Annotated in this window: 28 protein-coding genes; 17 read left to right on the top strand and 11 right to left on the bottom strand. The window is 63.8% G+C overall.

Translation table 11 applies throughout. The annotated features are described in order from the left end of the window. Nucleotides 1-26: 26 nt before the first annotated feature. Nucleotides 27-1,058 (bottom strand): LacI family DNA-binding transcriptional regulator, encoded by a 1,032-nt coding sequence (locus MesoLj_RS02435; protein ID WP_202324960.1) that lies wholly within the window; start codon nucleotides 1,056-1,058, stop codon nucleotides 27-29. Nucleotides 1,059-1,224: 166 nt separating this feature from the next. On the opposite strand from MesoLj_RS02435, the gene MesoLj_RS02430 reads away from it, so the two are divergent. The 4 genes from MesoLj_RS02430 to MesoLj_RS02415 are packed head-to-tail and all read left to right on the top strand — an operon-like array spanning nucleotide 1,225 to nucleotide 4,148. Beyond that, nucleotides 1,225-2,316, top strand: coding sequence for a fatty acid desaturase family protein (locus tag MesoLj_RS02430; RefSeq protein ID WP_202324959.1), 1,092 nt, complete (start codon nucleotides 1,225-1,227; stop codon nucleotides 2,314-2,316). Nucleotides 2,317-2,354: 38 nt separating this feature from the next. Further along, entirely contained in the window at nucleotides 2,355-2,669 is a 315-nt protein-coding gene (locus MesoLj_RS02425; RefSeq protein ID WP_202324958.1) for a MocE family 2Fe-2S type ferredoxin, read from the top strand. A 5-nt stretch (nucleotides 2,670-2,674) separates the two neighbouring features. Next, a complete protein-coding gene (locus tag MesoLj_RS02420; RefSeq protein ID WP_202324957.1) occupies nucleotides 2,675-3,904 on the top strand; it encodes an NAD(P)/FAD-dependent oxidoreductase in 1,230 nt (409 codons plus the stop codon). 40 nt (nucleotides 3,905-3,944) lie between these two features. Next, a complete protein-coding gene (locus MesoLj_RS02415; protein WP_202324956.1) occupies nucleotides 3,945-4,148 on the top strand; it encodes a hypothetical protein in 204 nt (67 codons plus the stop codon). A 25-nt stretch (nucleotides 4,149-4,173) separates the two neighbouring features. Here the strand turns inward: MesoLj_RS02415 and MesoLj_RS02410 are convergent, their stop codons facing one another. From MesoLj_RS02410 to hslV, 5 genes are all read right to left on the bottom strand, one after another. Continuing rightward, nucleotides 4,174-5,133 (bottom strand): DUF1402 family protein, encoded by a 960-nt coding sequence (locus MesoLj_RS02410; protein WP_202324955.1) that lies wholly within the window; start codon nucleotides 5,131-5,133, stop codon nucleotides 4,174-4,176. Between the two features lie 173 nt (nucleotides 5,134-5,306). Then, nucleotides 5,307-6,617, bottom strand: a complete 1,311-nt coding sequence (hslU, locus tag MesoLj_RS02405; protein ID WP_140770376.1) for an ATP-dependent protease ATPase subunit HslU — start codon at nucleotides 6,615-6,617, stop codon at nucleotides 5,307-5,309. 2 nt (nucleotides 6,618-6,619) lie between these two features. Then, on the bottom strand, nucleotides 6,620-7,219 hold the full coding sequence (locus tag MesoLj_RS02400) for a DUF2585 domain-containing protein (protein ID WP_140770374.1): 600 nt from the start codon (nucleotides 7,217-7,219) through the stop codon (nucleotides 6,620-6,622). Between the two features lie 3 nt (nucleotides 7,220-7,222). Then, the gene (locus tag MesoLj_RS02395; RefSeq protein WP_202324954.1) at nucleotides 7,223-7,774 is read right to left on the bottom strand and encodes a GNAT family N-acetyltransferase; all 552 of its coding nucleotides are present in this window, start codon (nucleotides 7,772-7,774) and stop codon (nucleotides 7,223-7,225) included. Then, nucleotides 7,764-8,315: an ATP-dependent protease subunit HslV gene (hslV, locus tag MesoLj_RS02390; RefSeq protein WP_137928919.1), complete on the bottom strand. Its 552-nt coding sequence runs from the start codon at nucleotides 8,313-8,315 to the stop codon at nucleotides 7,764-7,766. The genes MesoLj_RS02395 and hslV overlap by 11 nt, the downstream gene beginning before the upstream one ends. A gap of 260 nt (nucleotides 8,316-8,575) precedes the next feature. Between hslV and hisB the strand changes: the two genes are divergently transcribed. The 9 genes from hisB to coaA are packed head-to-tail and all read left to right on the top strand — an operon-like array spanning nucleotide 8,576 to nucleotide 14,296. Next, a complete protein-coding gene (gene hisB, locus MesoLj_RS02385; protein ID WP_202324953.1) occupies nucleotides 8,576-9,175 on the top strand; it encodes an imidazoleglycerol-phosphate dehydratase HisB in 600 nt (199 codons plus the stop codon). A 4-nt stretch (nucleotides 9,176-9,179) separates the two neighbouring features. Continuing rightward, nucleotides 9,180-9,656, top strand: a complete 477-nt coding sequence (locus MesoLj_RS02380; protein ID WP_140770367.1) for a DUF2628 domain-containing protein — start codon at nucleotides 9,180-9,182, stop codon at nucleotides 9,654-9,656. Between the two features lies 1 nt (nucleotide 9,657). After that, nucleotides 9,658-10,308: an imidazole glycerol phosphate synthase subunit HisH gene (gene hisH, locus MesoLj_RS02375; protein ID WP_202324952.1), complete on the top strand. Its 651-nt coding sequence runs from the start codon at nucleotides 9,658-9,660 to the stop codon at nucleotides 10,306-10,308. Nucleotides 10,309-10,311: 3 nt separating this feature from the next. Continuing rightward, nucleotides 10,312-10,602: a DUF1330 domain-containing protein gene (locus MesoLj_RS02370; protein ID WP_202324951.1), complete on the top strand. Its 291-nt coding sequence runs from the start codon at nucleotides 10,312-10,314 to the stop codon at nucleotides 10,600-10,602. Nucleotides 10,603-10,605: 3 nt separating this feature from the next. After that, nucleotides 10,606-11,355, top strand: a complete 750-nt coding sequence (gene hisA, locus MesoLj_RS02365) for a 1-(5-phosphoribosyl)-5-[(5-phosphoribosylamino)methylideneamino]imidazole-4-carboxamide isomerase (RefSeq protein ID WP_202324950.1) — start codon at nucleotides 10,606-10,608, stop codon at nucleotides 11,353-11,355. After that, the gene (locus tag MesoLj_RS02360) at nucleotides 11,352-12,188 is read left to right on the top strand and encodes an arginase family protein (protein WP_202324949.1); all 837 of its coding nucleotides are present in this window, start codon (nucleotides 11,352-11,354) and stop codon (nucleotides 12,186-12,188) included. Before hisA ends, MesoLj_RS02360 begins: the two co-directional genes overlap by 4 nt. After that, nucleotides 12,185-12,979 (top strand): imidazole glycerol phosphate synthase subunit HisF, encoded by a 795-nt coding sequence (gene hisF / locus MesoLj_RS02355; RefSeq protein ID WP_202327141.1) that lies wholly within the window; start codon nucleotides 12,185-12,187, stop codon nucleotides 12,977-12,979. Before MesoLj_RS02360 ends, hisF begins: the two co-directional genes overlap by 4 nt. Before the next feature lie 9 nt (nucleotides 12,980-12,988). Next, nucleotides 12,989-13,312, top strand: coding sequence for a phosphoribosyl-ATP diphosphatase (locus tag MesoLj_RS02350; RefSeq protein WP_202324948.1), 324 nt, complete (start codon nucleotides 12,989-12,991; stop codon nucleotides 13,310-13,312). Nucleotides 13,313-13,336: 24 nt separating this feature from the next. Further along, nucleotides 13,337-14,296 carry a type I pantothenate kinase gene (gene coaA / locus MesoLj_RS02345; protein ID WP_056568914.1) on the top strand — a complete coding sequence of 320 codons (960 nt, stop codon included), beginning with the start codon at nucleotides 13,337-13,339 and terminating at the stop codon, nucleotides 14,294-14,296. 56 nt (nucleotides 14,297-14,352) lie between these two features. On the opposite strand, the gene MesoLj_RS02340 is transcribed toward coaA, so the two are convergent. The 4 genes from MesoLj_RS02340 to MesoLj_RS02325 all read right to left on the bottom strand — a co-directional run bounded on the left by MesoLj_RS02340 (nucleotide 14,353) and on the right by MesoLj_RS02325 (nucleotide 18,987). Further along, nucleotides 14,353-15,894, bottom strand: a complete 1,542-nt coding sequence (locus MesoLj_RS02340) for a DegQ family serine endoprotease (RefSeq protein WP_202324947.1) — start codon at nucleotides 15,892-15,894, stop codon at nucleotides 14,353-14,355. A gap of 254 nt (nucleotides 15,895-16,148) precedes the next feature. Next, on the bottom strand, nucleotides 16,149-16,868 hold the full coding sequence (locus MesoLj_RS02335) for an MBL fold metallo-hydrolase (RefSeq protein WP_202324946.1): 720 nt from the start codon (nucleotides 16,866-16,868) through the stop codon (nucleotides 16,149-16,151). Further along, a complete protein-coding gene (locus MesoLj_RS02330; protein WP_202324945.1) occupies nucleotides 16,868-18,034 on the bottom strand; it encodes a diphosphate--fructose-6-phosphate 1-phosphotransferase in 1,167 nt (388 codons plus the stop codon). The genes MesoLj_RS02335 and MesoLj_RS02330 overlap by 1 nt, the downstream gene beginning before the upstream one ends. Before the next feature lie 185 nt (nucleotides 18,035-18,219). After that, nucleotides 18,220-18,987, bottom strand: a complete 768-nt coding sequence (locus tag MesoLj_RS02325) for a L,D-transpeptidase (RefSeq protein ID WP_202324944.1) — start codon at nucleotides 18,985-18,987, stop codon at nucleotides 18,220-18,222. 238 nt (nucleotides 18,988-19,225) lie between these two features. On the opposite strand from MesoLj_RS02325, the gene MesoLj_RS36590 reads away from it, so the two are divergent. Beyond that, the gene (locus MesoLj_RS36590; RefSeq protein WP_080680899.1) at nucleotides 19,226-19,348 is read left to right on the top strand and encodes a hypothetical protein; all 123 of its coding nucleotides are present in this window, start codon (nucleotides 19,226-19,228) and stop codon (nucleotides 19,346-19,348) included. 158 nt (nucleotides 19,349-19,506) lie between these two features. Further along, the gene (locus tag MesoLj_RS02320) at nucleotides 19,507-20,130 is read left to right on the top strand and encodes a LysE family translocator (protein ID WP_140770348.1); all 624 of its coding nucleotides are present in this window, start codon (nucleotides 19,507-19,509) and stop codon (nucleotides 20,128-20,130) included. Nucleotides 20,131-20,161: 31 nt separating this feature from the next. Here the strand turns inward: MesoLj_RS02320 and MesoLj_RS02315 are convergent, their stop codons facing one another. After that, nucleotides 20,162-22,900 carry an autotransporter family protein gene (locus MesoLj_RS02315; RefSeq protein ID WP_244735273.1) on the bottom strand — a complete coding sequence of 913 codons (2,739 nt, stop codon included), beginning with the start codon at nucleotides 22,898-22,900 and terminating at the stop codon, nucleotides 20,162-20,164. Between MesoLj_RS02315 and MesoLj_RS36225 the strand changes: the two genes are divergently transcribed. Continuing rightward, the gene (locus MesoLj_RS36225; RefSeq protein ID WP_244735596.1) at nucleotides 22,855-23,001 is read left to right on the top strand and encodes a hypothetical protein; all 147 of its coding nucleotides are present in this window, start codon (nucleotides 22,855-22,857) and stop codon (nucleotides 22,999-23,001) included. The genes MesoLj_RS02315 and MesoLj_RS36225 overlap by 46 nt on opposite strands. Before the next feature lie 175 nt (nucleotides 23,002-23,176). Continuing rightward, on the top strand, nucleotides 23,177-24,499 hold the full coding sequence (locus MesoLj_RS02310; RefSeq protein WP_202324942.1) for a tetratricopeptide repeat protein: 1,323 nt from the start codon (nucleotides 23,177-23,179) through the stop codon (nucleotides 24,497-24,499). Nucleotides 24,500-24,541: the final 42 nt, after the last annotated feature.

The following is a 24,541-nucleotide window of genomic DNA, read 5'->3' as shown; positions in this document are numbered from 1 at the left end:
GCGACACTTGCAGGCGCAATACATCGCTAGATGTTTTCGGGCAGGTAGATTTCGAACGGCAGGAAGGTCTGTCCCGGCGCGTTCGCGGCGCCGGTCTCGATGGCATGCGCCATCAGGTCCATGAGTTCGCGGCAAAGTGCGGTCAGCGGCGTCGAGATCACCATCGTCAGGATGCCGTCGGCCAGGGCCGAACGCGAGACGGCCGTGATCTCGTTGCAGATCACCGCCGGCATCTGTGCGGGCCTGGCTTGCCTGAGTGCCGCGACCGCGCCTTCCATGCCGCCGCCGGCGACATAGCAGCCGACCAGATCGGGATGGCGGGCGAGAACATCGAGCAGCGTATCCTGCGTGATCTGGTTGGCCTCGAGATTGACCAGCGTTTCAAGCAAGGTGAAGTCCGGCGCCTGTTCGCGGAAGAAGGAGCGGAAGCCGATCTCGCGCAGCTCATGCCCGTGGAAGCGGTGGCTGCCGACGAACAGCGCGACCTTGCCCGGCCGTTTCGCCGCTTTCGAGATCATCCAGGCCGCGGTGCGGCCGACCTTGCGGTTGTCGAGGCCGACATAGCCTTCGCGAATACCGGCCGCGAAATCGGACAGCAACGAAAATACCGGCAACCCCTTGGCCTTCATCTCCTCGACGATGACCGTCAGCGTCGGGTGATCCGGCCCGACCAGAGCGACGGCCCTGCATCTGGCCGCCAGCTTGCGCGTGCGCTCGACGATTTCGTCCGGCGTCAGCGAGCTGGCGAAATCGATGATCGCGACGCCGCGGAAGCGCTGTGATTGCGACACCGCGAGCTCGAGCTGCCGCGCGAACTCCGAATAGAACACGTCATTGCCTCTCAGCAGCAGGAAGCCGAGCCGGTACTCCGGCAACTCATGGCGCATCCGCTGCTTGATCAGGCCGGCGGCGTGATAGCCGATCTCGGTCGCGGTCTCGTAGACGCGGCGGGCGGTTTCCTCGCGCACCGGCAGGCGGTTGTTGAGCACCCGGTCCACCGTGGCAACACTGACGCCGGAAATGCGCGCCAGATCGGTGATGGTTGGCCGTTTCGCCATGATCGCCCTCGTTCTATTCCCAAACATGGATACATCATTCTGATAGGAAATGATAGAAACCATCTTTGTGATATTGAGTCTATCATGGCCCGGCGGTATTTTTAGGCTCGAAGCCAATGGGTAAGCGGCATTCGCCTGGGCGGATGCCTCGCCGAGGGAGGCAATCATGACGACAACGCCGTCCCGGCGTGACTACAGCCTGATCGGCCGCGACGCCAAGCTCGCCGTGGAAAATGGCCTGTCGGCGGCCGAGTGGTATCACACCGACATCCCGCGCAAGCAGATGAAGGAGCTAATGCAACGCTCCGACGGGCCGGCGATCCGCGACACCGCGATCTGGCTGGCCGCCCTCGTCGCCAGCGGTGCCGGCGGCGCCTGGTTCTGGGGTACTTGGTGGTGCGTACCGTTCTTCTTCGTCTATGGCGTCCTCTACGGCTCCTCCACCGATTCACGCTGGCACGAATGCGGCCACGGCACGGCCTTCCGTACGCAGTGGATGAATGATGTGATCTATCAGGTCGCCTGCTTCATGATCATGCGCAACCCGGTGACCTGGCGCTGGAGCCATACGCGCCACCACACCGACACCATCATCGTCGGCCGCGACCCGGAAATCTCTGTCATGCGGCCGCCGGACCTGGTACGCGCCATCCTCGGCTTTGTCGGCGTGCTCGATGCCTGGCATGCGATGTCGGACATGCTGCGCAACGCCGCCGGCAACATCAGCGCGGCCGAAAAGACCTTCATTCCCGAGCAGGAGCAGGGCAAGGCGATCCGTGTTGCCCGCATCTGGACCGCGATCTATGCCGCGACCATCGCGCTGGCGCTCTACACTGGATCGTTCCTGCCCTTGATGCTGGTCGGCCTGCCCAGGCTCTATGGCGCCTGGCACCACGTCATGGTCGGCCTGCTGCAGCATGGCGGCCTCGCCGACAATGTCATCGACCATCGGCTCAACAGCCGCACCGTCTACATGAACCCGATCAGCCGCTTCATCTACTGGAACATGAACTATCATGTGGAGCATCACATGTTCCCGATGGTGCCCTACCACGCGCTGCCCAGGCTGCATGCGCTGATCAAGCATGATCTGCCGGCGCCGACGCCATCGATCCTGGCCGGCTACCGCGAGATGATCCCGGTCTTCCTGCGCCAGCTGCGCAACGAGGATTATTTCCTCAAGCGCGAACTGCCGCCGACCGCCAGGCCGTACCGCGAGGAGTTTCATAGCGATGCCGTCGCCGCCGCGGCGGAATGATCGCGGCATCCGATCCACACTCTTTTGCGGAGGACTGAATGAGCGACTGGGTCGAGGCCTGTGCTGCCGATGACATCGATGAAGAGGACGTGATGCGCTTCGATCATGGCGGGCGCACCTTCGCCATCTATCGCAGCCCCGACGACGAATACTTCGCCACGGACGGGCTCTGCACGCATGAGAAGGTGCATCTCGCCGACGGCCTGGTGATGGACGACATCATCGAATGCCCCAAGCACAATGGCCGCTTCAACTACAAGACGGGCGCGGCCAGGGGCGCGCCGGTCTGCGTCAACCTCAGGACCTATCCGGTCAGGGTCGACGGCGGCAAAGTCCTCGTCCAGATCGGGTGACGGAGATGGCGCACGGAATGGTCATCGTCGGGGCCGGCGAATGCGGCGGGCGGGCAGCGCTTACGCTGCGCGATCTCGGCTATGACGGGCCGGTGACGCTGGTCGGCGACGAGCCGCATTTGCCCTACGAACGGCCGCCTCTGTCCAAGGACGCGATGGCCAGCGACGCGCCGGAAATCAAGGCGATCGCCAGCGACGCGATCCTGGCCGAGAAATCGATCCGGCACATCCATTCCGTCCGGGCCGTCGCGATCGATCGCGCGGCGCATACGGTGCGCCTGTCGGACGGTTCGGTCCTGCCCTACGACAAGTTGCTGCTGGCCACCGGCTCGACCCCGCGCAAACTGCAGATGCCTGGCCTCGGCAAGCGCTGCGTTTATCTCAGGACATTCGCCGATGCGCTGGCCATTCGCGCCCACCTCCGTGCGGGCAACCGCATTGCCGTCATCGGCGGCGGCTTCATCGGCCTCGAACTCGCCGCCGCGGCCCGCAAGCTCGGCGCTGCGGTCACGGTCATCGAGGCACAGCCGCGCATCCTGATGCGCGGCGTGCCGGCCGAGATTGCCGAGATCGTCCATGCGGCGCATGTCGCCGAAGGCGTCGACATCCTGTGCGGTGAAGGCATTGCCTCCATCGCCGACGACGGCAACGAAGTGCGCGTGAGGCTTGCCGGCGGACGCGAAATCACAGCCGATCTCGCCGTCATCGGCATCGGCGCCGTGCCGGTGACCGGGCTTGCGGCCGAGGCCGGCCTAGCCATCGACAACGGCATTGCGGTCGATGCCGAGCTGCGCAGCAGCGATCCCGACATCTTTGCCGCCGGCGACTGCTGTTCGTTCCCACTTGCCGTCTATGGCGGTCGCCGCGTGCGGCTGGAGGCCTGGCGCAATGCGCAGGAACAGGGCGCGCTTGCCGCGAAGAACATGCTTGGTGCCGGCGAGGCGCATGTGGCGGTGCCGTGGTTCTGGTCGGATCAGTATGGGCTCACTTTGCAGATATCCGGCCTTGCCGACGAAGGCAGCGGCACCGTGCGACGCGATCTCGGTGACGGCGCCTTCATCCTCTTCCACCTGGCCGAGGATGGCAGGCTGGTGGCGGCCAGCGGCATCGGTCCAGGCAACGCGGTCGCCCGCGATATCCGGCTGGCCGAAATGCTGATCGGCAAGCAGGCCAGGCCGGCGCCGGAGGCGCTGGGATCGCAGGCGGTAAAGCTGAAATCGTTGCTGGCGGCTTGAGCCGTGCTAGCCTGCGCGGGTTGCTCGAGGTTTCCGGCTCATGCCTTATTCGATCCTCTACGGCATTTCGGTCGCGCAGATCAGGGATGATTTCGCCGCCGCGAAAGAGGCTGTCGCGCGTCTCGAAGCACTGCGGCGCGGCAAGGCCGTGGGTATCATTGTTCTGGACAAGAACGGCGCGGAGATCAGCGAAGCGCAGCTGAATTCACTTGCCGAGATCGAAGACGGCGACGGGCAGACGTAGGGTTCTGCGGTTTCCTTGAAATGCTCTAGAAAAGCGCCTTGAGTTCCGGCAGCTTGTCGTTGACCAGCCAGCCATAATAATTCTCTTCCGGCAGCTTCACCTGTTCACCGGCGGCGCGACGCTTGTCGTTCTCCGCCTTCAGCGCATAGGCGCGCTGCTCCGGATTGCCGACATTGTAGAGCGTGGCGGTCAGTCCCGGATTGCCCGAAATATCGAACCCGGCGATGCTCTTGTAGGCATCGATCGATTTCCTGATCGTCGCGGCCACGTAGGGCAGCGTCAGGTCGGGATCCATGATGGTCTTGTAGACCGAATTGGGGTCGCCGACGTCGAGCTTCGGCAGGCCGGACACCTTGTGCACGAGATCGCTCATCTGCAGCGCCGTCAAAGGGTTGAGCTGGCCAAGGCCGAAGGTCTGGCCGGCATAGTAAGGCTGGAAGAAGGTGGCACCGAAGCGGTCGTCGGGAAAGCTTGTCCCGCCGACGGATTTGCCGCGAAACGAATGGTTCCAGACCTGCTCGCGACATTCCCAAAGGTCATAGCTGTCCGACATTGCGGCGCATTTCTTGAACTCCGGCCGCTGTACGAAATCGGTGATGTCCTCGCCGTCATAGGCGAAGGACAGCTTGCTGGAGAGATAGGAGATCGCCTTGACGTAATAGGTCTGCAGCCGGTCATAGGCGTCGACATTGTAGGTGTGCTCGCCGACGATGGCGCCGACGATGTGCAGGGGATCGATGCCGTAGGAAGAAGCGGCCTTCTTGATCTTGGCGCGCAGATCGGCATCGTTCTGCAGCAAGGCGTAGACCTTGCGGTATTTCGCCTGGAAGGTGGTGTTGGTCGCCTGCGTGCGCCGGCTCGAGGCGCCGGGAATGTCGGGCTGCTCGGCATTGCGGTTTCCCGGCGGCACCAATGTCGCCGCATCAGCCGCGAACAGCGTCGCCGCCAGCGTCAAGCCGAGAATGACCAGTATGAGTTTTTTCATGCGCCGCCGCCCTGAAGTATTGCCGCGCAAACTAGGGTAATGCTCCGGGTTGAGTCGAGAGCACCCTTTCCGCCGGCAAGACGAAAGGTGGCCAGATGGTACCATCTGGCCACACATGATTTCCGCCGGAAGATATTGCCTGATCCGGCGCCGGAACGTTCCAGAGCTGTCGTTTACAGGATGAATCGCGACAAATCTGTGTTTCTGGACAGATCGCCGACATGCTTTTCCACATAGGCCGCGTCGATGGTGACGCTCGTGCCGTTGCGGTCGGGTGCGTCGTAGGAGATCTCGTCCAGCACCCGCTCCATCACTGTCTGCAGCCGCCTGGCGCCGATATTCTCGACGCTGGCGTTGAGGTCGACGGCGATGCCGGCGAGCGAATCGATGGCGTCGTCGGTGAAGGTCAGGTCGACCCCTTCGGTCTTCATCAGCGCGATATACTGCTTGATCAGGCTCGCTTCCGTCTCGGTCAGGATGCGGACGAAATCCTCCTTCTCCAGCGCGCGCAGCTCGACGCGGATCGGCAGGCGGCCCTGCAATTCCGGCAACAGGTCGGACGGCTTCGAGACGTGGAAGGCGCCCGACGCGATGAACAGGATGTGGTCGGTCTTCAGCGGCCCGTATTTGGTCGCCACCGTGGTGCCTTCGACCAGCGGCAGCAGGTCACGCTGCACGCCTTCGCGCGAAGGCCCGCCCGAAATGTCCGATCTGGCCGCGATCTTGTCGATCTCGTCGAGGAAGACGATCCCGTCGTTTTCCGCGGCATCGAGCGCCCGGCGCACCACCTCGTCCTGGTCGAGCAGCTTGTCGGACTCGTCACTGACCAGCAGATCGTAGGATTCCTTCACTGTCGTCTTGCGCTGCTTGGTCTTCTTGCCGCCCATCGCCTTGGACAACATGTCGTTGATGTTGAGCACGCCGATATTGGCGCCCGGCATGCCGGGAATCTCGAAACCGGGCATGCCGCCATTGCCGGTATCGGCCACTTCGATCTCGATCTCCTTGTCGTCGAGTTCGCCGTCGCGCAGCTTCTTGCGGAAGCTGTCGCGCGTCGCCGGGCTCGCCGTCTTGCCGACCAGCGCTTCCAGAACGCGTTCCTCGGCATTGATGTGGGCGCGCGCCTTGACGTCCTCGCGCATCTTTTCGCGCACCAGGCCTATGGCGATCTCGACGAGATCGCGGATGATCTGCTCGACGTCACGGCCGACATAGCCGACTTCGGTGAACTTGGTTGCCTCGACCTTGACGAAAGGCGCACCGGCCAGACGCGCCAGGCGGCGCGAGATCTCGGTCTTGCCGACGCCGGTCGGCCCGATCATCAGGATGTTCTTCGGCATCACCTCTTCGCGCATCTGGCCTTCCAGCTGCTGGCGGCGCCAGCGATTGCGCAAGGCGATGGCCACGGCGCGCTTGGCGTCCTTCTGGCCGATGATGAAGCGGTCGAGTTCGGAAACGATTTCGCGGGGAGAAAATGTCGTCATAGCTAAATTCCACTTTGCCACTGCTTGATGGCCTCGAACGGATGCAGCAGCATGATCACGTTGAGTGTCAGATTGTCCCGGATGAGGTAGCCGGTACCCAGTTCAAAAAGGATGGCGAGGCTGACGATCACCCATATAGGTAGCCTTCGCGCCATCACAAATCCCAGCACCATGGCCAGTGTGTCGGATACCGAATTGATGATGCTGTCGCCGTAATAGTCGAGCGAGATGGTGCCGGCGCGGTAGCGGTCGATGATGAACGGGCTGTTCTCGAGCAATTCCCAGCCGCCTTCGATGAGAACGGCGAATGCCAGCCTCAGGCCGATCGGCGAGCGTGGGAACAGGAACCGTGCCAGCGCGTAGAACAGGAAGCCGTGGATGATGTGCGAGAAGGTGTACCAGTCCGAAATGTGCTGGGAATTCTCGGAACTGTTCACCACGCCGTGCCAGAGTTTGACGTAGCCGCATGTGCAGATCGGCGTCCGGCCCATCAGATAGAGCGTGACGGCCTGGACGATGATAAGCCCGGCAACGATCAGCAGCCCCATCCGCCAGCTGTTTTCGTAGGCCGAGAGGTTCTTCTCCTCGCCGGATGCGTCCATGCCCTATAGCCCCTCTTCCGCGTCGCCTTCTTCGGCATCGCCCCCTTCGGCATCGCCCTCTTCAGCATCGATAGCCATAAGCACCACGTTGCCATAGACCGATTGCCTGCGATCAATGGCCCGGAATCCGGCTTTTTCATAGGCGCGGATGGCCCTGATATTGGCCGGGTCCGGATCGATGATGACGCGCGGTACGCCTTCCCTGAACAGGTCTTCGACGAATTGCCTGGCGATGGCCGAGCCATGGCCGATGCCGATCAGTTCGGGCCGGCCGATCGACAGGTCGATGCCGAGCGTGCCGAACGGCTGGTCGGCATAGGGATGGTCGTCTTCCATATGCGGATCGTAGCTCTGCAGATAGGCGATCGGCTTGCCGTCGAGTTCGACGATCAGCGGCTCGACGGAAATCGAGTCGATATGATCGCGGATCTCGGCGATTTCCGTCTCCGGATCGTTCCACCACCGAGCGACTTCAGGCTCGGCGAGCCAGCCGGCGATCATCGGCAGGTCTTTCGTGGTCACCGGCCGAAAATCGTAGAGCTGCTCAGGCGGCATCGAGCGTTTCGACGACGAAGTTGTTGTTGGTGTAGACGCAGATGTCGGAAGCGATCTGCATCGCCTTGCGGGCGATTTCCTCGGCATCCTTGTCGGTGTCCATCAAGGCGCGCGCCGCGGCCAGTGCGTAATTGCCGCCCGAGCCGATGGCCATCACGCCATGTTCCGGTTCGAGCACGTCGCCGTTGCCGGTCAGCGCCAGCGAGACCGACTTGTCGGCCACCAGCATCATCGCCTCGAGCCGGCGCAGATAGCGGTCGGTGCGCCAGTCCTTGGCGAGTTCGACGCAGGCGCGCGTCAACTGGTCGGGATATTGTTCGAGCTTGGCTTCCAGCCGCTCCAGCAGGGTGAAGGCGTCGGCGGTAGCGCCGGCGAAACCGGCAATCACATTGCCGCCCTTGCCGATGCGGCGGACCTTGCGCGCATTGCCCTTCATGATGGTCTGGCCAAGGCTGACCTGGCCGTCGCCAGCGATCACCACCTTGTTGCCCTTGCGCACCGTCACGATGGTCGTGGCGTGCATGGTCAGATTATCAGACATTTCCTGGCTCCGATTCGCGCGATCCCAAAAGGCGATTGGCGCGGTACGAGTGATTTATCGGCCATATGTATGCACAGGACCAATGATTGCAAATCGCCTCTCCGGCAAGGCCCGATACCGCTGTCCGAGGCAACTGGCAATCGCCGGATCATGCTGATAGAAGGCATTCGTTTTCAAGCCCGCGAGCGCTTGGAGCCTGTGAACCGGTTTAGCACGTGAACCCGGTTTACCAAGTGAATCGCTGGGACAAGGATAGAGTGATGGCGCCCCGTTCCGCCGAAGCCAGCCGCAAGACCAGGGAAACCGACATCTCGGTGTCGGTCCAGGTCGACGGCTCGGGCAAATCCGATATCGCCACGGGCGTCGGCTTCTTCGACCACATGCTGGACCAGCTCTCGCGCCATTCCCTGATCGACATGACGGTCAGGGCGAAGGGCGACCTGCATATTGACGACCATCACACGGTCGAGGACACCGGCATCGCGCTCGGCCAGGCGCTGACCAAGGCGCTGGGCGAACGGCGCGGCATCATGCGCTATGCCTCGATCGACCTTGCCATGGACGAGACGCTGACGCGTGCGGCGATCGACGTGTCGGGCCGGCCGTTCCTGGTCTGGAACGTGTCCTTCTCGTCGCCCAAGATCGGCACCTTCGACACCGAACTGGTGCGGGAATTCTTCCAGGCACTGGCGCAGAATGCCGGCATCACGCTGCATGTCACCAACCATTATGGCGCCAACAACCACCATATCGCCGAGACCTGCTTCAAGGCGGTGGCGCGCGCGCTGCGCACGGCACTCGAGCCGGACCCGCGCCAGCCGGACGCGGTTCCCTCCACCAAGGGATCTTTGAAGGGATAGCGTCATGGCCGCCTATGTCGTGATGGAACCGCCCGGCCGCAGCGAGAAGGCCGACTCAACGGCGTTTGTCCGCGACGGCTTCACCTGGCTCGGCTTCTTGGTGCCGCCGTTATGGCTCGCCTGGCATCGGCTGTGGATTGAAGCCGGGCTTGCCTTCGTCGTCATGGGCCTGCTTTCGATGGCTGGTCAGAAGCTTGGCCTCGGTCTGGCCAGTTCACTGCTGTCGCTGCTCGTCTCGTTCTATGTCGGCCTGGAAGGGCAGGGGTTGCGCATCGCGGCCCTTCGCCGGCGCGGCTGGCATGAATGGGGCGTGGTTCACGCCGGCAGGCTCGACGACGCCGACATGCGCTATGCGCTTGAGGCCGAGGGGCGCGCCGAGGAAGCCATTCCCGCGCCGCGCATGGTTCCGGATGCCGCCCTGGCGCGCCCGGCGCAGCCGGGCATGGCGCTGGGCCTGACCCACATACCGGGACGGCCCTGACATGCGGGTAGCAATCATCGACTATGGCTCGGGCAATCTGCGCTCGGCCACCAAGGCCTTCGAGCGCGCCGCGCGCGAAGCCGGCATATCGGCCGAGATCGAGCTGACGGCCGATGCCGACCGGGTGCGGACGGCCGACCGCATCGTCCTGCCCGGCGTCGGCGCCTATGCCGACTGCGCGGCAGGTCTGCGTGCCGTCGAGGGCATGTGGGAAGCGGTCGAGGACGTCGCGATCGCCAAAGCTCGCCCTTTCCTCGGCATCTGCGTCGGCATGCAGCTGATGTCCGGACGCGGCCTGGAAAAGACCGTCACCAACGGCTTTGGCTGGATATCGGGCGACGTCAAGGAGATCACGCCGGCCGATCCGGCGCTGAAGATCCCGCAGATCGGCTGGAACACGATCGAGCTTCGGCGCCAGCATCCGCTTTTTGCCGGCATTCCAACCGGAACCGCGGGACTGCACGCCTACTTCGTCCACTCCTACCATCTCGATGCGCGCAAGGCGGACGAGGTTCTGGCGGTCGCCGACTATGGCGGCCCGGTGACGGCCACCGTCGCCCGCGACAATCTCGTCGGCACGCAGTTCCATCCGGAGAAGAGCCAGGCGCTGGGGCTGGCGTTGATCACCAATTTCCTGAAGTGGAGGCCCTAGAGCATGAGCAAGAAGGGCTATTGGATGGCGATGATCGATGTTCGCGATCCCGAGGTCTACAAGCACTATATCGAGGCGAATGCTGTTGCCTTTGCCAAGTACGGCGCCAAATTCATCGTGCGGGCGGGCCGCCACGAGAACCCGGAACAGCCGACAGGCAATCGCCATGTCGTGATCGAGTTCGAATCCTACGACAAGGCAGCGGAATGCTATCATTCGCCGGAATATCAGCATGCCTCGAAATTCAGGCTGGCCGCATCGACGGGCCATTTCGTCATCGTTGAGGGCGCCTGAATCGTGATCCTGTTTCCTGCCATCGACCTCAAGGACGGCCAATGCGTGCGCCTGAAGCACGGCGACATGGCGACCGCGACCATCTACAACGATGATCCCGCCGCGCAGGCAAAAGCCTTCGAGGACCAGGGCTTCGAGTGGCTGCACGTCGTCGACCTCAACGGCGCATTCAAGGGCCAGAGCGTCAACAGCGCGGCGGTCGGCGCCATCCTCAAGGCGACCAGGAACCCGGTACAGCTTGGCGGTGGCATCCGCACGATTGCGCAGATCGAGGACTGGCTCGATCGCGGTCTCGCCCGCGTCATTCTCGGCACGGTGGCGGTGCGCGATCCCGATCTGGTCAAGCAGGCCTGCAAGGCTTTCCCGGGCAAGGTCGCGGTCGGCATCGACGCCAAGGGCGGCAAGGTGGCCGTCGAGGGCTGGGCCGAAGCGTCGAGCCTTGGCGTCATCGAACTGGCGAAGAAGTTCGAGGGCGCCGGCGTCGCCGCCATCATCTACACCGACATCGACCGTGACGGCGTGCTGACCGGCATCAACTGGGATGCCACCATCGACCTCGCCGACGCCGTATCGATCCCGGTCATCGCTTCGGGGGGGCTGGCCTCTATCGCCGACATCGTGCGCATGACCATGCCGGACGCACAAAAGCTCGAAGGGGCCATCTCGGGCCGCGCGCTCTATGACGGCCGCATCGATCCGACCGAGGCGCTGGCGATCCTGCAGGGCCGGCCGGTGGCGGAGGCGAAATCGTGAAGATCACCATCATCCTCGCCTCCTACGACAGCGGCCACTACCATGGCGGCATGGGCCAGGGGCCGGACGCGCTGATTGCGGGCGGTCTCGTCGATGCCCTGACCATGGCCGGCCACGACGTCGCGGTCGAGGATATCGGCAGGGTCGGCGACGACCAGGAGCGGGAGATCGCCACCGGCTTTGCCGTCTGCAACGCTGTCTCGGGCGAGGTCCGCATTGCCATCGACAGGGGACGGTTTCCTATCGTGCTGGCCGGAAACTGCCTGACCAGCGCCGGCGCGGTCGCCGGCGAAGGCGCCGATGCGATCATCTGGGCCGACCAGCATGGCGACCTCAACACGCCCGAGACCTCCGTATACGGCTTCCTTGACGGCATGGCGCTGGCGACCGTCCTCGGCCTGTGCTGGCGTCCGATGGCATCAGCCATTCCCGGCTTCCAGTCGATCGATCCCTCGCGCTGCGTGCTCGTCAACGCCCGCGATCTCGATCCGGCGGAGAAAAAACTTCTCGAGACCTTGCCGGTGATCCGCACCGAATGCCCCGGCGTGGCGCAAGCGACCGAAAGACTGAAAGCCGCCGGCGCCAAAAGCGTGCACATGCATCTCGATCTCGACGTGCACGACCCCCGGGAGCTGCAGGCCAATCGCTATGTCACACCTGGCGGGCCGAGCCCCGAACAGTTGCGCGACGCGGCCTGTGCCATGGCGCTTGCCGTGCCAGTCGTCGGCATCACCGTTTCCGCCTACGATCCGGCCTTCGATGCCCAGGCCGACGTGCCGCCGCTGGTCGGCCAGTTGCTCAACGACCTTATCGCCACGATAGAGGGCCGCTGATGCTGAAAGCCCGCGTCATCCCGTGCCTCGACGTCAAGGACGGCCGTGTCGTCAAGGGCGTCAATTTCGTCGATCTCATCGACGCCGGCGACCCGGTCGAGGCAGCCAAGGCCTATGACGCCGCCGGCGCCGACGAGCTGTGCTTTCTCGACATCACCGCTTCGTCCGACAACCGGGAAACCATCTTCGATGTCATCGCCCGCACCGCCGAACAGTGCTTCATGCCGCTGACCGTCGGCGGCGGCGTGCGCCAGGTCGCCGACATCAGGAAGCTGCTTTTGGCAGGCGCCGACAAGGTGTCGATCAACACGGCGGCGGTGAAGAACCCGGATTTCGTCGCCGAAGCGGCCGACAAGTTCGGCAACCAGTGCATCGTCGTCGCCATCGACGCCAAGAAGGTCTCCAGCGCCGGCGAGGCCGATCGTTGGGAGATCTTCACCCATGGCGGACGCGAGAAGACCGGCATCGACGCGGTCGAATTCGCCCGGAAAATGGTCGATCGTGGCGCCGGCGAGATCCTGCTGACCTCGATGGACCGCGACGGCACGAAGGCCGGCTACGACATCGCCCTGACGCGCGCGATTGCTGATGCGGTGCGCGCGCCAGTCATCGCGTCGGGCGGCGTCGGCACGCTCGATCATTTGGTGGAAGGCATTCGCGATGGCCATGCCGGCGCCGTGCTGGCCGCCTCCATCTTCCATTTCGGCACCTACACGATTGCCCAGGCCAAGGCACATATGGCCAATGCCGGCCTGCCGATGCGGCTGGACTCCCCAGGTAATCGGTCTTAAACGGCGGCCATGACCGAGTTTTCGCTCTCCGATCTGGAAAAAATAGTCCATGAGCGCGCCCATTCCGGCGATGCGGACTCGTGGACGGCCAAGCTGTTTTCCCGTGGCATCGACAAGGCGGCGCAGAAGCTTGGCGAAGAGGCGGTCGAGACCGTGATTGCCGCCGTCAAGGGCGACAGGCAGGGCCTCGTTTCCGAAAGTGCCGATCTTATATATCATTGGCTCGTCGTTCTCGGCATTTCGGGTGTTCCGTTGCGCGACGTGCTCCAGGAGCTCGAAAGCCGCACCGCGCGTTCGGGTATCGCCGAGAAGGCGTCGCGGCCCAAGGGCTGAGCACGAGGGAGGGCAGGTATCTCGATGGATCAGCTCGCGCCAACCGAGAAATATTCCCCCTTTCGTTTCTTCTCCGCCGAGCAATGGTCGCAATTCCGAGCCGACACGCCGCTGACACTGAGCGAGGACGAGTTCCGCCGCCTGCGTTCGCTCAACGACCCGGTCGACCTCGAAGAGGTCAAGCGCATCTATCTGTCGCTGTCGCGGCTTTTATCCGCGCATGTCGAGGCCAGCCAATTGCTGTTCAGGCAGCGCCAGGCCTTCTTCAACGCCGTCGATATCGTCAAGACGCCGTTCATCATCGGCATCGCCGGCTCGGTGGCGGTCGGCAAATCGACCACGGCCCGCGTGCTGAAGGAATTGCTGGCGCGCTGGCCGTCGAGCCCCAAGGTCGATCTCATCACCACCGACGGCTTCCTGCTGCCCAACGAGGTCCTGCGCCGCGAAAACCTGATGGAACGCAAGGGCTTTCCCGACAGCTACGATGTCGGCGCGCTGCTGCGTTTCCTCTCCGGCATCAAGTCGGCGCTGCCCAATGTGCGCGCGCCGGTCTATTCGCATCTCACCTACGACGTCATTCCCGGCGAATTCGTCACCATCGACCGGCCGGATATACTGATCTTCGAAGGCATCAATGTGCTGCAGCCGGGCAAGCTGCCGCAGGACGGCAAGATCGTGCCTTTCCTGTCGGACTTTTTCGATTTCGCCATCTATATCGATGCCGACGAGAAACTGATCCACCAGTGGTACATTTCCCGTTTCATGCGTCTGCGCGAGACCGCGTTCCGCAATCCGGATTCCTTCTTCCACCGCTATTCGCAGCTCTCGGAGGATTCGGCGCGCGCCATCGCCGAAGGCCTGTGGACCAACATCAATCTGAAGAATTTGCGCGAAAACATCCTGCCGACCCGCGCCCGCGCCGACCTCATCCTGCGCAAGGGCGCCGACCATCTGGTCGAGGAAGTGGCGCTGCGCAAACTCTAGATAGCGGCGGGCTCGTCGCGACGAGCCCGCCCTCGGTTCAAATCCAGCCCCGCGCCTCAGCCATTGGCGAATGGCACGGCGACGTAGATCTGGCCGCCGTCGCGTTCGACCAGCAGCAGCACCGACTTGCGGCCTGACTTGCTGGCCTGGGCGATCGCCTGCGTGACCTGCCGGGCGCTCTTGACCGGCGCCTGGTTGACGGCGACGATGATATCGCCCGGCTGGATGCCGGCCGCGGCCGCCGCCTTGTCGGGACTGACGCGCGCAACCACCGCGCCATGCTCGTTGTCGGCGAGGTTCATTTCCTGGCGAATGTCGGGCGTGATATCCATCAGGCCGAGGCCGATCGCCGGCGCGCGTGAGCCTTGTTCGGCGCTCGGCATGCCGGAATCGTCAGTCGACGCCGTCTTCACGTCATCGCTGTTTTGCCCGACATTGACGGAAATCTGCATAGCCTTGCCCTTGCGCCAGATATCGAGCGATTCCTTGGCGCCAGGAGCGACATCGGCGACGGCGCGTGACAGATCCTTGGGGTCCTTGACGTCCTGTCCGGCAAAGCCCGTGATGACGTCGCCGGCCTCGACGCCGGCGCTGGCGGCGGGCGAACTGTCATTGACCTTCGAAACTAGCGCGCCGCCGGGATGGTCGAGCCCGATGGCGCTTGCCACGTCGGGCGTCACCGGCTGGATCTCGACACCGAGATAGCCATACTGGATCGAGCCGTCCTTCATCAGCTTGGCCACGACCTTCTGCGCCTGGTCGGACGGGATGGCGAAGCCGACGCCAACACTGCCGCCATTGGGCGAATAGATCGCCGTGTTGATGCCGACAACATTGCCGTTCACATCCACCAGCGGGCCGCCGGAATTGCCATGGTTGATCGGCGCATCGATCTGGATGAAATCGTCGAACGGTCCGCTATGCAGGTCGCGGCCGCGGGCCGAAACGATGCCTGCCGTCACCGTGGTGCCGATGCCGAACGGATTGCCGATCGCCAGCACCTGGTCGCCGGTCATCAGCCGGTCGGAATCGCCCCATTTGACCGTCGGCAAGGGTTTGTCGGCCTTGATCTTGAGCACGGCGAGATCGTTCTTGGCGTCGCGGCCGATGAGCTTGGCGGGAAGTTCGGTACCGTCGTCGAGCGTAACCTTGATCGAGGAGGCGCCGTCGACGACGTGATTGTTGGTGACGATCGTGCCGTCGGCAGAGACGATGAAGCCGGAGCCGAGCGCTTCGGCGCGCTGCGCCTGCTGCGGCGGCGTCCGCGGAGCCGGCATGCCCTGGTCGCCAAAGAACTGGCGGAAATATTGGTCGAACGGGGAGTTGCCGAGAGGCATCCCATCGTCGTCATTTGCAGGCTGCGCTTTCATCACGGTTGTGACCGTCACCACCGCGGGCTTGTCAGCCGCCACGATCGGAGCAAAGGAGCCATTGGGGGCGGTGATACCGGCGACAGGGGTCTGGGTCGTCGCGACAACGTTGCTCACGCCTGTGTTACCGGCACTTTGAGCAAATGAAACGACGAAGGGGGAGATGATAAGGGCGGCGCCCAGCAATGCGGCGACGCGATGTCTGCGAGGAATGTTGTGGGATGACATGGTCGTTGTCCGTGCGAGACATTGGGTTCGGCGCCGTGGACTCCATGGGAGCGGCCCATTCGGCGTACCGGCCATCGCGGCCGCCTGTCTCGCTTCATGCGGTGGCCGTTCAGGTCGATGAAACCGGAATCTAGGACGCGGATGCGGGCGAATTAGGTTTTTTCGGTTATATTACAAAGATTTAATTCTTCGCGGCCTGATAGGCGCCTGACCGTCGCAGGACCGCTCCTTACAGTGTGCGGGCTTGGCGAAGTTCAGACATCGTCGGTTTTTTTGATGTAAGCCGTTGCAATCTCACGCATACGCTTGCGGTCGAAGCTCGGTCCGTGGCCGCCATGGCCGATGCGGATCGGCAGGTCGAGCAGGCGCTGCATGGTGCTGACATAGGCGGTCCGGTCGGAATCCGGCAGCGAGTCGATCAGCGTATCGTCGTAGATGGCGTCGCCGCTGAAGAACAGTCCGTCGGCCTCGTCGAACAGCGCGATCGAATCCGGCGAATGCCCGGGAAGATGCAGGACGCGGAATTGCCGGTCGCCGAGGTCGACCACGTCGCCCTCGTCGAGGGTCCGCGTCAGCGGCGCCGATGGGATCTTGTAATCCGTCGCCTTCCAGCCCGGCTCCGGCAGTTTCGAAACGGCACCTTCGAGGTCGTGGAACATGTAGGCGTAGGTCGCCGCCTCATCCATGCTCTCGAACTGCGCGGCACTCATCCTCGGCCCGGCCCGCCATGGAAATTCGTGCAGCGAGCCGACATGGTCGAGATGGATGTGCGTGGCGCCGACCAGCAGCGGCTTGTCCCGCGGCGTTTCGATCTCCGGCGCCAGCGGACAGATGCCCATGCCGGTATCGACCAGAAGGTCGGCGTCGCGACCCCGCAGATGCCAGATGTTGGCGCGGACATAGTCATGCACGAACGGCTCGGTCAGCATCGTCGTCCTGTCGTCGACGATGCTCTTGCTGAACCAGCCTGACATTAGACGAACGGCTTCCCGACCTTGTACTTTTCCGGCACCAGCCGCTTGAGATAGGCCATGCCGGCCTCGGACAGCTGGCTGACATCGGGCTTCATGAAATTGTCCGGCATGTGGCGGGTCTTGCCGGCGACATTCTTCAGCGGCACCTTCTTCAGCACGGTCTTCGTGCCATCATATTGCAGCGCCACCGAGCCGCCGCCCTGTTCAGCGACGGAGACCGCGAAGGCGCCGGCATCGAAAGCCTCCCGCGCGTCGACGGCGCTGATGGCGCCGACATAGCCGCGCGGCATGTAGCCGAGTGCGTCGACGCGGGCCCGCTTGCCCGGAAGCCCATCGGCCAATGCCCGTTCCAGCGCCGCCGGCAGGTCGCTGCCCGACAATTTGACGTTGCCGTGCTGGTCGCGTTCCAGTTTCTCCGGCGGCACCAGGCTCTCGACCAGTGCCTTGCCGTCGGCGGTGCTGACCCCTTCCGACACCGCGACGATGCAGCGCTTGTGGCGATCGAGCGTGGCACGCACGTCGTCGATGAAGCCTTTGGCCGAGAACGGCCGCTCGGGCACGTAGACGAGATGCGGGCCGCTGTCGGGATCGAGCTGCCAGGCGGCGGCGGCGGCGGTCAGGAAGCCGGCGTGCCGGCCCATGACGATGCCGACATAGATGCCGGGCAAAGCGCGAAAATCGAGGTCGACGGACAGAAAGGCGCCGGCGACGAACTCCGCCGCCGAAATGAAGCCCGGCGTATGGTCGTTCTCCTCGAGATCATTGTCGATGGTCTTGGGCGCATGGACGAAAGCAATGGAGCCGCCGGCGGCGTCGGTCAGAATCTGCTGTGTGCCCGACGTGTCGTTGCCGCCTATATAGATGAAGGCGTCGGCCCCGGCCTTCTGCAAGCCCTTGAGGATGACATCGCAGTAGGCCGCGTCCGGTTTGTCGCGCGTCGAGCCAAGCGCCGCGCTCGGTGTCCCGGCAATCAGCCGCAGCCGGTCCTCGGGGATGGCCGAAAGGTCGACATAATTGCCGTCACGAATGCCGCGCACGCCATGGAGGGAGCCCAGCACCTTGGCGCCGGGATGCCGCTTGCGGATCTCCAGCGTGGCGCCGACAACCGTCTGGTTGATGACGGCGGTTGGGCCGCCGCCTTGCGCGATAACAAAAGTTCCGGCCATTCCTGACGTCTCCCGAGGCGATGGGTCTCAAGACACCTTCGCCTGTCTCGCGGCATCGCGCAACGGGGGAGTCGCGGGCACGATCCCGAAAATGGAAACCGGTTCTCTCGGACAAACGGTTTCCGTTTGTCCAGAAATCATGCTCGAACAAGACGATAAAGCGGCCGCGTTGGCCGCTCGAAAGATCACATGACGACGACCGGGTTCTTCTTCGAAACGCGGCTGTAGAGGTCGATGATGTCCTGGTTGATCAGGCGCACGCAGCCCGACGACATCGCCTGGCCGATGCTCCACCATTCCGGAGAGCCATGGATGCGGTAGCCGGTATCCTTGCCGTCCTGGTAGATGTAGAGCGCGCGCGCCCCGAGCGGGTTGGTGAGGCCGCCGGGCTGGCCGCCCTGCCACTTCACCAGTTCGGGCTTGCGCTGGATCATTTCGGGCGGCGGTGTCCAGGTCGGCCATTCGCGGCCATACTGGATGTTGGCGCGGCCGGACCAGCGGAAGCCGTCCTTGCCGATGCCGACACCATAGCGGATCGCGTCGCCACCCGGCTGGACGAGATAGAGCATGCGTTCCTTGAGATGGACGACAATGGTGCCGGGCGCTTCGCCGGTCGTCTCCACGACGATCTGGCGGCGGAATTCCGGCTTGACCTTCAGATACGGCACCTCGGGCACGTTGAAACCGTTGTCCGTCAACGCGGCATACATCAGGTCGGGGCTGGTGATGTTCTTGTCGACGCTGATCGCCGGCCGCATCGGCGGCACGGAACCGGTGACCGTATTGTCGAGATCAAGCGCCGGCATGCCGCCGCCGGAAGTCGAGCAGCCGGCGGCGCTGAGCAGCGCCAGCGCGCCTGCCCCGGAAAGGACGGCGCGGCGGGACAGATGATGGTCGGTTTCGATTGCGTCGCCGTTTCGTGGCGGCGTCAGACCTTGCGGCAACTCGCGCATATACCCAAACCTTACGCTGTCGGCGGGAAGCACGGTCCGGCCGGATAGCAGGCATTTTCATCATTCATGGTTGATAAAGCGTGAATGCCTTGCACCGGCTGCATTTGCGCGTCGCCCGGCGGGGTTCGGCCCTCCCGGATGACCGCCAACCGAGAGGTCCTGCACAAAAAGACCCAGCTCATGTCATAATCCCGGCGTCGGCGGCTCCTACGCAGCAAGCGATCAGCGAGGGGCCTCCATGTGCAAGACGTTAAAGACCGACATCAAGCTTTTTGCCGCTGCCATTGTCGCGGCCGCGCTGGTCCTCGGTGCCAATGTCAGCCTGGCCGATATCGTGAGCACGCTGGGCGGCGCGAACTGACGCCAACCTGCCGTTCGCGCAATTGATGGCGCGGCAATTTCAGGAAAAATGCGTGGTGGTCTTGCGTGCGCAATTGCGCAAAAAACAAAGATCATGCCCCTTTACATTCTCCCGGGGCTGAGGATTTATCCTTTTCCTTAACCCAAAGGGAGACAGACATGTCCTTCGAAAACTGGGCCGCTTTCGCCGCCGCTTCGACGATCCTTCTCATCATCCCGGGGCCGACCATTCTGCTGGTCGTGTCTTATGCGCTGGGCCAGGGCTGGCGCACCGCCCTGCCGATGGCCGTCGGCGTGGCGCTCGGCGACTTCACCGCAATGACCTTGTCGATGCTGGGAATCGGCGCGTTGCTCGCCGCTTCGGCTGGTGTCTTCACCATCCTGAAGCTGATCGGCGCCGGCTATCTGATCTATCTCGGCGTGAAACTGTTCCGCGCCGGCGGCGCGCTGAAGGCCGAACCCCGGACCGATGCCGTATCGTCGGCAAAAATGATGGCGCATGCCTGGCTGGTCACCGCGCTCAACCCGAAAAGTATCACCTTCTTCGTTGCTTTCCTGCCGCAGTTCCTCGACCGGCACGCTGACTTCTGGACGCAGATGCTGATCTTCGAGACCACCTTCCTGGCGCTCGCCTTTGCCAATGCCTTTGGCTATGCGCTGATCGCCGCACGCGCGCGAAACGTCGTGCGCAATCCCAAGGCGATCCGCATCTTCAACCGCACCGGTGGCACATTGCTGGTTGGTGCCGGCATTGCCACGGTGGCGATGCGTTCGGGCAATTGATCTCCTGACGCAAGGTGAGGCCCGGAGGGCCTCACCATTTGACACTGATCCCCAGATTGCCTTCGAGGATGCGGCGCTTGTCGCCGCCGAGATTGGTCGTGTAGTCGCCGGTGGCGAAGATGCTGACCTTGTCCGTCACCTTGGCAACGACGCCGCCGCCGAACTCGAACGAGGTCGACCTGCCCTCGGTCGTGATGTCGGTGGTGTCGAAGTTGACACGGTCGGTACCGCCGAAATCGTGCCAGATGTTGGCCTTGAGATAAGGCTGCAGCGCCATGCCGTTGATCGTGGCCTCGCCCTGCAGCCGCGCACCCAGCCGGCCGCTGACGCTGTCGTCGGTGCCGAAGGAAACCGACGAGAAGCGGTCGTTGGTATCGTCCAGCGACAGAAGCTGCCAGACCAGTTGCGCCTGCGGTTCGAGCGTCCAGCCCTGCGCCAGCGCAATGGGATAGCCGCCTTCAAGTGAAGCGGTGACGCCTGTCCCACCGATATCGATGCCGATGTCGCGCGACGAGGTCGCGTCGCCGCCGAAGAAGGTGGCCATGAGGACACCGTCGAGGTACCAGCCGCCCTGGCCTATGCGTGTCCAGTAGCCGCCGACACTGGTACCGCTGACGTCGAGGCTGCCGACGGACAGGTCGTTCCATCCCAGCGCCTGGCCGCGCACATCACCCTTCATGCTGGCATAGGCGACGAACAGGCCGGCGCGATCGATTCCGCCCGAGGCGGTGTCGCGGCCAAACACGTCGAAGCCCGCCTGCAGGCCGAACAGGGTGCCGTCGAAGGATGGCGACACCGTCCCCGACCAGCCCATCTTGGCGTCCTGGCCATAGATGCGGCCCCAGACCGGCGACAACTCCGTATCCGACAACAGGCTTTGCTCGCCTCGCCGTTCGTGGAAGGTGCCGAGCGTCGTCATCGCCAGGTGCTCGGCCACGGGCGGCAAGGCCGAATAGACCGGCACCTCGATGCGATAGAGCACGATTTCCTGACCGGCCGCCGGTACCGGCAGGTCGGGCACGGCAGTCGGCACCACCGGTGGCGGCGGTGGCGGATCAGCCGGAGGCGCCGGAGGCGGCGGCGGCGGTGGTTCGGGTTGTGGGTCGCTGGTTTGCACCGGCGGCGTCGGGTCGACCGGCGGATTGTTGATGTCGCCCTCGCTCGGCGGCGGCGTCGGCGGCAGTTCGGAGGGCGGCGGAGGCGGCGGCTCGGCCGCCGGAGGCACCGGTTCCACCGGTGGCGAGGGCTCGAGCGCCGGTGGCGCCGCGGCCGGCGATGTCGGTGTTATCAGCGTCGAGCGCAGATACCAGTTTTCGTCGCTGCCGGCGCTGACGCCGCCCTTGAAAAGATAGTATTCGAAGGCGCCGGCGGCGACCGGCCCGTCGAGCGCGAAGGTCGAGGCGCCCGAGGTAGCGCCGTTGATGGCCTGGATGATCATGATGCCGTCCTGCGTGGTCGTGGCGCCCGCGCCGCCGACATTGACCACGGAAATGCCGGTCGAGCCGGAAGCTGTCCCGCCTGACAGGACCAGCCTGTCGGACGCGGAAGAATCGTCGCCGAGTTCGGTCTGGACAAGCAGCACGCCGCCGGCGCCGACATAATTGCCCGAAATCGTCAGCCGGTCGGTCGCTTCGGTGGTGCCGTTGGTCAGGTCGATGCGCCCGGCATTGGTGACCTGAGCCAGCTGGCCAGCCGTGAAGGCCTGGATCGTCGAGTTGAAGCCGCCGCCATAGAGCGTGCTCGAGGCATCGACGCTGAGCGAGCCCGTGCCGGTGCCGCTGTCGCCGAGCACGAGATTGCCGTCGAGCGTCAGCTGCGTGTCGTTGGTGGCGTCGATGCTCTCCCAGTTCTGGACCCGGGCGATCCCGTCCAGTTTGACGTTGTCGAAGGTCAGCGCGTCGGTGCCAAGGCCGCCATTTATGGCATCCGTGCCACCGATATTGGCGTTGGTGAGGTTGCTGAGCTTGGCGGTATCGTTGTCGGCGCCAAGATCGACAGCGCCATAGATGATGCCGCCACCATTCCAGACGAAATTGTCGGAGCCGAAGCTCATCAGCACATCGCCACCGACCGTGCCGCCGGTGATTGTCACGCTGTCATTGCCGCCGCTGACGCTGATGTTGCCGCCGATCGTGCCGCCCGAGAGGATGATGGTGTCCTGGTCGAAGCCGGTGACGAGGTTGCGGTCGATGGTGCCGCCGGACATGTTGAAATAGTTCTTGTCGAGCTTCATGTTGACGCGGCCGATGCGGCCGCCGGTCATCACCGCACGATCCCCATCGTCGAAGAAATCGACGATGCGCCCGCCGGTCATGGTGAAGGTGTCGAGCCCGTCACCCTGGTTGAGCGACCCAATCTGGCCACCGCTCATGTTGAAGTCGTCGATGCCGGCGCCCTGCTGGACGTTGCCTGCGACGGTGCCGCCGCCGATGGTGAAGAAATCCGTGCCGTCGCCCTGGTCGACCGTGCCGGTGATGGTGCCGGACTGCATGTTGATGCGGTCCGTGCCGGGGCCGAAAGTGACGTTGCCGCTCACCTGGCCGGTGCCGCCGGCGGGAAAGGTGAGCGTGTTGTCGCCGCTGGTGTCGGTGAGGCTGCCGCCTGAATCGCCGCTATCGCAGGTGAAGGTGGTATTTCCAGCCGATGGAACCAGCACGCAGGCCGCGAAAGCTGCGGACCCAGGCAGCAACACAAACGCTGTAGTTGCGAGAAGGCTAATAAACCATGGTCGAATTTGCGGCGGCCTTCGCCGCAACAAAGAAATCAGCATATCAACGTGCTCCGAACGGCCGTTCGGAAGCTGTATTTCAAAATGCCGCATCGCGTCCCCTCTCAGATCGCGATTACAAGCCCTTCGCCGCGCCGCAATGAAGCCACAATCCGTTCGATTTTACAAAGCCTAATCTGTTCGCCATGGTTGATGAATTGCGACATCTACTGAAATCAGTGTGCGCGGCGCATTGTTGGCGCGTCCGTGGCCCATGCTTTAAGATCGCGTTGGACCGAGGGGCATCGTGCCCGCAACGCGCCGGTCAAGGGGGTTTGCATGGCGATCAAGGATGCATTCGATCTGGCACTTTCGGGTGCGACCCAAGCGGGATTCGTGCCCTACAGCCAAGCGGTGAGCCAATTGCAGTGCTTCATCGGCGATCCGGTGGCTTCCGTCGATCGCGCCATCGCGCAGGACCCCGGTTTTGTCATGGCGCATGTCTTCAAGGGCTATCTCTTCGGGCTTGCCACCGAACGTGAGGCGACGTCCGTGGCCAGGGCCTGTCACGAGGCGGCGTTGCCGCTTGCCGCGACAACGCGCGAAAAGGCCCATGTCTCAGCCCTCGGTCATCTCGCCAACGGGCGCTGGCATGACGCCGCCAGAATCCTTGAGGATATCACCATCGAGACCCCACTCGACGCCGTTGCGCTGCAGCTCGGGCACCAGATCGACTTTTTCACCGGCAATGCCCGCATGCTGCGCGACCGCATCGCGCGCGCCTTGCCATCCTGGCAGAGCGGCATGCCCGGTTACCATGCCATGCTTGGCATGCAGGCCTTCGGGCTGGAGGAGATGGGTGACTATGTCAGGGCCGAGAAACTCGGCCGCGTGGCGGTCGAGATCGAGCCGCGCGACGGCTGGGCGCAACACGCCGTCGCCCATGTGATGGAAATGCAAAGCCGGCAAAGAGACGGCATTGCCTGGATGCGCGCCAACCCCGAAGCGTGGACGAAGGAGAGCTTCCTGCAGGTGCACAATTGGTGGCATCTGGCGCTGTTTCACTACGATCTCGGCGAGACCGACCAGGTGCTGGCGCTCTACGACGGGCCGATCTACGGCACACCATCAACGATGGCGCTCAATATGGTCGATGCGTCGGCACTCCTGTGGCGGCTCCATCTCGGCGGCGTCGATATTGGCGACCGTTGGGCCGCGCTGGCCGCCAATTGGCCGGGGGCCGGCGTCGGCGACTATGCCTTCAACGACGCCCATGCGATGATGGCGTTTGTGGGCGCCGGGCTGGATGCCCCGGCCCGGACCTTGCTCGAGGCACAGCGCGAGGCCATGAGTGGCAGCGACGACAACGCCGCCTTTACCCGGGACGTCGGCTATCCCCTGACGCTGGCGATCAAGGCGTTCGGCGAGGGCAACTACGCCGAGGCCATACGCCTGATCCGGCCGATCCGCGCGATCGCCCACCGTTTCGGTGGAAGCCATGCGCAGCGCGACGTCATCGACCTGACGCTGATCGAAGCCGCGCTGCGAGGCGGGGACGGCGTGCTCGCCAGGGCGCTCGCGGCCGAGCGATCGATAGCGCGGCCGGACAGTCCGCTGTCGGTCCTGTTTTCACAACGCGCCGCCGATTTGTCAGAGAATTGACCCGGAGCGGATCTTGCCTTAAAAACTGGCTCGGCCAGATTT

The sequence above is a fragment of the Mesorhizobium sp. 113-3-9 genome, assembly GCF_016756515.1.
In the GTDB taxonomy this organism is placed as follows: domain Bacteria; phylum Pseudomonadota; class Alphaproteobacteria; order Rhizobiales; family Rhizobiaceae; genus Mesorhizobium.
This window is presented reverse-complemented; position numbering and strand designations above follow the sequence as displayed.